Here is a 7,889-nt window from a genome sequence, read left to right on the forward strand (position 1 = left end):
GGGGGGGGGAGCATATAAAGCATTAAAGCAAAAAGTAGAGAATATTAGAGATTGTTAATGAATCCAGCACTGTTTAAAGACCCTAAATTGATTTTTCCTTTAGAATACCAAGTACAATGCCTATCGATAGGCTATTTCAATTTATGCTAAGTTTCCCTGATTTTTTCACTGCCTGCACAGGTCGCTGGCAAATTGACAGAACTTACCACTACCCGCCAACGGGTGCTGTGGAACGTTCCCATACCAATTCTTTGATCCAACCCATCTCCGGTGCCGCCAAAGAAAATTTGTTATCGCGTTTGACAGCAACTGGCTTGCAGGTGGAAGCAGAAAAAGTGGTATCGGCACCATTGTGCCCTGGATTGACCATTTTATTTCACACGGAATCAGAAAGCGGCGAAACCCGCACTATGAATTTTCAAGCTTTATTCGTTCCTGACTGGTATATTCTCGACCCCGGATACTACGCTACTTTACAACAGCAAATCCCCGCGATCGCTTCTGAAGAAACAGATGCTAGCCAATCTACCATTTCGGGATACTATCTCCGCGATGAAGGCTATTCGGAAAAAGGAGCGGTCTTGGGAAGATTTCACTATCACTTACACCGCCAAAGCCTGACCATGACTACGTTTTATCTGCAAAGTATTGCCGTCGACCGCATGGAAATGGCAACTCCAGCAACGCGATTGCGCACGATTGTTAGCTACCAACGCCCCGAACAATCTATACCACCGACACAAATTGAGCTGATTGGCTTCGGAATGGAACGCAAACAAGTTTTATAGTGCCTAAAGCCTTAGATAAATTTAGGTAAATTGGTTGCGATCGCGTTCGTGCCCCAAAACCGCAAATACTTCCTGAGCCACAAACAACTCCAAAAAGTCGTAGTTAATCTTGCCCGCTTCCCCTTCTTGGTATAAAATCCGAATGGCAGCTTCGGTGGATAGAGCCCGCTTGTAAGGGCGATCGCCGGCCGTCAGGGCATCGTAAATATCGGCAATGGTCATAATTTGCGCTTGTATAGGAATATCGCTGGCACGCAAGCGTTGGGGATAACCACTACCATCAAGCTTTTCGTGGTGTGCGTAGGCAATTTGGGGAACGCCAGCCAAATCCTGGGTCCAAGGAATTTTCTTCAGGAAAGCATAGGTATGGATCACGTGGGATTCCATGTAGCGCCTCTCGGCTGCGGTCAGACTCCCCCGCCAAACCTGAAGTTGTTGCAATTCTTTCTCGCTGAGCAGCGGTTTTTCCACTCCATCTACATCGGTATATGTGTATTGGCTGAGTTCTTGCAGCAGCGCTAGGGGTTCTTCTCCTAGCACTTTCGGTTCGTTGGCTTCTAGCAACGCATCCCAGTAAGTGTCCAATTTTTGCAATTTTTCTAATAATTCCCCATCCAACTGCTGCAACTGCTGGCAGTGGTGGCAGTCACTATGGGAAGACTCGTGGCGATGTTGGGGATGTTCGATGAGGTGGCGAAATTTGCTCTGGGCACATTCCATCTCCAAAGTTCGCCTGACGGTGGCAAACCGCTGCCGAATCAGTTCTAGCTGTTTGGGATAGAGTTTTTTGGGTTTGGTGAGAATGGCTTCGGGAACGCCAACTTTGCCAAAATCGTGCAGCAAGGCGGCATAGCGAATTTCTTTTAACTGGCGATCGCTAAAATATAAACTACTTAAAGACCCCCAATGAATCTGGTTGGTCGCCTCCGCCAATCTGACACTCAACGCCGCCACCCGTTCCGAATGTCCGGAAGTACAGGGATCGCGGGATTCGATGGCTTGCACAGAAGCTTTGACAAAGCCTTCAAAAAGATGTTCGATACTCTCTTGCAGGTGATGTCTTTCAATGGAAACTGCTGCCTGGCTGGCAAGGGATTTGACCACCCGCTCATCCCATTCTGTATAGGGAAGGGTCACCTGTTCGGCATTTTCCAGGGTAACGGCAATATTGGGAGCAGTTTTGCGGTTAATCAGCTGAATGACCCCAATAATTTCTTTTTGCTGGTTCTGCATGGGTAAAACCAGCACCGATTTGGTTCGATAGCGGGTTTGACGGTCAAAACTGCGGTTGAGCTGAAAACACACATCCTCAGGGATTTGATAGGCATCTGGGATGTTGATGGTTTCTCCAGTTAGCGCCACGTATCCTGCCAAGCTATTGGGGTTGAGGGGAATGGAAAATTCTTGAAAGGTGAAATGCGCGCAAGAATCGTTTTGGATGATTTTAGAAGAAAGTTGCGCCTTGTCGCTGCGACGGTCTACCAGATAAACGCTGCCAGCATCGCTGCAAGTAATTTCGCGGCTTTTGGTGAGGATTAAATGCAGTAGCTCTGGTAAGTTTTCAGTACAAGAGAGAGCCGTACCAATGTCGAGCAGTTTTTCAATGAGTTCCGCTTGGCTGGATTCGTTAGTATTTGGAACTTCCCTGCGTAGTTGCAACACCTCGCAGGAATGCCATCGACTAGGGTGCTGGTCGTTGGTTTTAGCTGGCTTGCCCTGAGCTTTGGTTTCAGTGGTAAAGCCACTGTTTGTTTCCATGGCGATTTCACATTCCTTGATGCTTCCCTTGAGTGAACTTGCGGGTTTTTGCTGCCCTTTATGCAAAATTGATGCAGGAAAAATTGCTCGATGCACCCTAGCGCGATCGCACTGTCAATGGTCGTTTCCTTGATTACGAGAGTTGGGAAATGGTTTTGGCCAGGCTAAAATCTTTTTCTGTTAAGCCACCAGCGTCGTGACTGGTGAGGCTAATGGTGACTTGGTTATAGGAAATGGCAATATCTGGATGGTGTCCGGCTTGTTCGGCAGGTTCTACCAGTTTGTTGACAAACTCAATGGCTTCGACGAAATTATTAAATTTGAAAGCGCGCTGGATTTTATTGCCAGCTTGTTGCCATTGGGGAATTTCCTGTAGTTGCTTTTGGATATCCGATTCGCTAAGCAAGGTAGCCATGGTTTGCCTCCTTCGGTTGCTGTACAGTGGATAATTGGCGCAGATATAGCAATTATAGACCGAACGCGAGCGGCCATCTGGGAGATGCCTTTTTGCGAAGGCTTTTCAGGAAGATTGCCAGCTGGTTTCTAGAAAATGCTCCGTTCGTACTTTCATAGCTTAACCCGATCGCAAGGTTCCCTGGCAACCTCTACCGGGAAAATTCTTGGCTGGCAAACGGGTCCAATCTAGCTCCCTTACATAAAACTATCCGCTCCCACGCGGGAGAATGCTGCGGAAATCCCCAACATCCTCGTTGTGAGAGCGGTCTAGCGGGTCTTCAGACTGAACCAGACTGCCGGAAGGAACTCCTCACAGCCCGGATTTACAATCAACCAGTTTTCGGCATCCCGAGAAACTTGGCTGGGGAAATCAACGAGCCGATTTAGAGAACGGCTCCGGCGCACAGCCGGTTTACTTCAGTCTGATGACCCATGCGTTTACTACTGTCGTGCATGGGCATCACCTCCTTTTCCCCTGGACGGTTTTTGGATAGCGACTCAAACTGGCAACTAGCCTAACACACAATTGGGAAAATGGGTAGGGAATTTGGCGATCGCTTGGGCTTCTATTTGGCACCCAACCGTACCGTAGAGAACTTTCAATTATACTATATGAAAGGGATTTCGACCGTTAACTTTATGGAAATTATTTATACTCCCTTGTAGCATCTGGTCCGGTAGACAATCGGCACAATACCCTAGAAATAACCCATTTTTCTTGTCTGTTATCTTTGCTTCATTTTTCCTTGCTACCTATAAACTTGTTGCTACCTACAAACTTGGCACCCATCATGTATGCAAATCGTTGGCTATTGGAACTATTTGGATCTTTTGAGTTCTGGGGGCAACGGTGGGACAACTCCTTTATCCCCCACGGTCACTGTTTCCTGTGGAAACCGGAGTTGGTTGGTTTGCACGTCACCTCCGACCTACTGACCGCCGTTTCCTACTACAGCATTTCTCTACTGCTGCTGTATTTGATTTACCGGCGCTCGGACCTGCCATTTGAGAATATTTTCTGGTTGTTTGCCGCCTTTATCTTTTGTTGCGGCACCACCCATTTATTTGCCGCTTGGACCCTGTGGCAACCCATTTATTGGATCGAAGGTGCGGTCAAAGCTATAACCGCCGGCGTCTCCGTATGGACCGCTTTGGTAGTCATTCCTTTAATTCCCCAAGCACTGAATTTACCAAGTCCGGAACAATTGCGCGAAGCCAATCGCCAATTAGAAGCAGAAATTCGCGATCGCCGCGAGACCGAAAAGGAACTCCGCCAAACTCAAGAACGCTTCGATCTGGCCATGCAGGGAGCCAAGGATGGCTGGTGGTCGTGGGATATGGCCACCCATACCGCCTATTTTTCCCCCAGCTGGCAACAAATTTTGGGATTTACCGCCGCAGAACTTCCCCAAGACTTATCCAGTTGGCAACAAATGCTGCATCCCGACGACCGGGAACCAGTTGTTAAGAACGTTCAACGCTACCTAGCCGGAGAAACCGCAACCTGCGAGGGGGAATTTCGCCTGCGACATCGAGACGGTTCCTATCGCTGGGTTTTCGGTCGTGGCGTGGCTTCCTTTGACGAAAACCACCGCGCCTATCGCTTGGCTGGGTCTGCCATCGACATTACCCCCCTCAAACAATCGCAACAAGCCCTCGAAACCGCCAAAGAAGAGCTGGAAAACAACTATCGCCTGCTACAAGCCATTGTAGAAGGAACCGCCGATATCATTTCTTTGAAAAATCCCCAAGGTCGTCACTTGCTGGTGAACTCCACCCTCGCCTCCCTACTGCAGCGACCCATTTCAGAAATCGTCGGTCAGGATATCCGCGCCTTCCAACCCGAAGAGCTGGCAGAAAGCATTTTAGCAAGCGATCGCCGGGTGGTGGAAACTGGCGAAACCGAAACCTTAGAAGAAAATCTCTACGTGCATGGTACCTACCGCACCTATTTAACCACCAAAAGTGCCTTTCTCAACGCCGAAGGGGAACCGGTGGGATGCATTTGTATTTCCCGGGATATTAGCGATCGCAAACAGGTGCAAGCCGAACTTTACCGAGAGCGGGAATTTCTCAATACCATTTTAGAAAACATCAGCGATGGTATCGTCGCCTGCAACGCCGAAGGAAAAATTACCCTGTTCAACCGCGCCACCCGCCAACTGCACGGATTGCCGGAAAAACCCCTACCCCCCGAACAGTGGAGCCAGTATTACAACTTGTACTTCCCCGACGGGGAAACCCCCATGCCTACCTCCGAAATCCCCTTGTATCGGGCATTGCAAGGGGAAACCTTCCGGGATGTAGAAATCGCGATCGCGGCCAAAAACGGAGAAATGCGGTGGTTGCTAGCCAGTGGTTCCCCCCTGTTAGACCTAGACGGCCAGCAAATTGGTGCCCTTGCCACCTTGCACGACATTACCGAACGCAAGCAAGCAGAAAAAGTGCTGCGACAGACCAACGAAGAACTGGAACAGCGCGTACAAGAACGAACCGCCAACCTGCAACAAGAAATTGAAGAACGCAAACAGGCAGAAGCCGCGCGCCGGCAAAGCGAAGAACGCCTGCAAGCAATTTTACACTATGCCCCCACGGCCATTTATCTTAAAGATACCCAAGGTCGCTACCTGCTGGCTAATCCCCAAGCTGCCGCCTTATTCGATACCACCCCAGAAGCCATGGTGGGCAAAACCGACTGCGATTTGGTTCCCCCTGTGGTTGCCAACCGTTGCGGCAGGAGCGATCGCTTGATTTTCCAGCAGCAAACCGCCATCAAACAGGAAGAGAACATCCCCCTCAAAGGCGGCTGGCGCACCTACATGTCCATTAAATTCCCCCTATTCAACGAAAACGGCACCCCCTACGCCATTTGTGGCATGTCCAACGATATTACCGACCGCAAGCAAGCCGAAGCGGAAAAACACAAAATGGCGGCGTTGATTGAAAGCAGTTCCGACTTTGTGGCTATGGCTACCCTGGAAGGCAGACCCTTTTTTATCAACCAAGCCGGTCGCGAGTTGGTGGGATTGGATAGCGTTGAAGCCGTACAGCAAATTCACATCAAAGATACCCATCCGCCCCAAGATTACGAAAAAATTAAGCAAGAAATTCTCCCAGAAGTGAAAAAGGAAGGCAAATGGGAAGGAGAACTACATTTTTGCCATCTCAAAACTGGAGAACATATTCCCGTTCACTTTAATATCTTTATGGTACGGGATCCGGAAAACGGTTCCCCCCTCGCTTTGGCCACTGTCAGCCGCGACATCCGCGATCGCAAGCGTGCAGAAGCCGAACTGCGCCGTTCGGAACAACGATATCGCGATTTAGCCGCCAGAGAGCAACTGTTCAACCGTCTGGCCAATCAAATTCGAAGTTCTCTGGAATTGGACACCATTTTGCAAACGGCGGTGAGCGAAATTCGCCAAATCCTGGAGTTGGATCGCTGTCGGTTTTTGTGGTACTACCCACAGGCACTCACCCCTTTTGCCGAAGTCGTTCGCGAAGCACAAAATGCTGATTTGCCCTCTGCAATTGGCGTTCAATACGAGCTCAACGAGCAAATTGCTTTTTTAACCACACCCCTGTTAAATTTAGAAGTCTTTTGCCTCGAAGATGCGGAAGCCATCGAAAACGAAGCCGAACGTGGGTTTTTCCGTCAAGTGAATTACCGATCGCTCGTGCTGGTACCGGTACATACACCAAATGGTGAGATTTTTGGCTTTATTAGCTGCGGTCACACCGACCAACCCCGTCCTTGGCGCAACGGGGAAATCAAACTGTTGCGGGGAGTTGCCGGCCAAATCGCGATCGCGGTGGAACAAGCCAACCTATACAAACGTAGCCTTCAAGAAGCCCAACGCGCCCAACAACGCGCCCAGGAACTTTCCCAAGCCCTACAAGAACTCAAACGTACCCAAAGCCAGCTGGTACAAAGCGAAAAAATGGCCTCTTTGGGGCAATTGGTGGCGGGAATTGCCCATGAAATCAACAATCCAGTTAGCTTTATCCAGGGCAATATCGCACCGGCAACCGACTATGCCCGGGATTTGCTGCAATTGGTGCAACTCTACCAGCAACACGAAGAACAACCCCATCCCGCGATTCAAGAATTTGCCGAAAGCATTGACTTGGAATTTCTGCGGGAAGATTTTCCCGAGTTGCTAGCTTCCATGCAAATGGGGGCTTCTCGCATTCGCGAAATTGTAAAATCCTTGAAAACCTTCTCCCGCCTCGACGAAGCGGAATGCAAAGAAATTGACATCCACGAAAGTATCGACAGTACTCTCACCATCTTGGGCAACCGTTTGAAAGCTACTTCCCAGCATCCGGAAATTCAAGTCGTCACTGAATACGACCCACAGCTTGCTAGCGTAGAATGCTATCCAGGGCAACTCAACCAAGTGTTTATGAACCTCCTGGCGAATGCGATCGATGCTATTGAGGAGAAATACAGCAGTAAGGATGCCGCGCAAGTGCCATCCGAACCGCCGCAGTTACAGGTTCGCACCCAGAAAACCCCACAGCAAACTGCTCGCATCGAAATTATTGATAATGGCATTGGTATTGAGGAATCCAAGCAACAGCAATTGTTCGATCCTTTCTTTACCACCAAGCCAGTTGGTCAAGGAACGGGAATGGGATTGTCCATTAGCTATTCGATTGTGGTGGAAAAACACCAAGGGCAGTTGTACTGTTCTTCTCAACCAGGAGTTGGTACGCAGTTTGCGATCGAGCTACCTTTGCAATTGGCTACGGATTGTTGTTGATAGTTTGGAAACTGTGGACATTTATCCTTTGTTAGGCTTGACACTCTCACGAATAGAATTCGTGAGATTCTCGCTTCATCGGGTGTGCCTAGATGGATTCGCTATGAGTTAGTCCATCCCC

The 7,889-nt window shown here is 49.2% G+C and carries 5 protein-coding genes; 3 read left to right on the plus strand and 2 right to left on the minus strand.

The window, feature by feature from the left end; translation table 11 throughout:
• Positions 1-143 precede the first annotated feature (143 nt).
• Positions 144-788 (plus strand): phycobiliprotein lyase, encoded by a 645-nt coding sequence (locus tag AS151_RS02640; RefSeq protein ID WP_071515524.1) that lies wholly within the window; start codon positions 144-146, stop codon positions 786-788.
• A gap of 21 nt (positions 789-809) precedes the next feature.
• Here the strand turns inward: AS151_RS02640 and AS151_RS02645 are convergent, their stop codons facing one another.
• Together AS151_RS02645 and AS151_RS02650 are read right to left on the minus strand one after the other, a co-directional pair.
• Positions 810-2,546: an HD family phosphohydrolase gene (locus AS151_RS02645; protein WP_084639355.1), complete on the minus strand. Its 1,737-nt coding sequence runs from the start codon at positions 2,544-2,546 to the stop codon at positions 810-812.
• 133 nt (positions 2,547-2,679) lie between these two features.
• Positions 2,680-2,961 carry a 4a-hydroxytetrahydrobiopterin dehydratase gene (locus AS151_RS02650; RefSeq protein ID WP_071515525.1) on the minus strand — a complete coding sequence of 94 codons (282 nt, stop codon included), beginning with the start codon at positions 2,959-2,961 and terminating at the stop codon, positions 2,680-2,682.
• A 575-nt stretch (positions 2,962-3,536) separates the two neighbouring features.
• Here AS151_RS02650 and AS151_RS23010 point away from each other — a divergent pair.
• Together AS151_RS23010 and AS151_RS02655 are read left to right on the plus strand one after the other, a co-directional pair.
• Entirely contained in the window at positions 3,537-3,668 is a 132-nt protein-coding gene (locus AS151_RS23010; RefSeq protein ID WP_275527964.1) for a hypothetical protein, read from the plus strand.
• Positions 3,669-3,793: 125 nt separating this feature from the next.
• Entirely contained in the window at positions 3,794-7,768 is a 3,975-nt protein-coding gene (locus AS151_RS02655; protein ID WP_071515526.1) for a PAS domain S-box protein, read from the plus strand.
• The last annotated feature ends 121 nt before the right edge of the window (positions 7,769-7,889 follow it).

The organism is Geitlerinema sp. PCC 9228 (genome assembly GCF_001870905.1).
In the GTDB taxonomy this organism is placed as follows: Bacteria; Cyanobacteriota; Cyanobacteriia; order Cyanobacteriales; family PCC-9228; genus PCC-9228.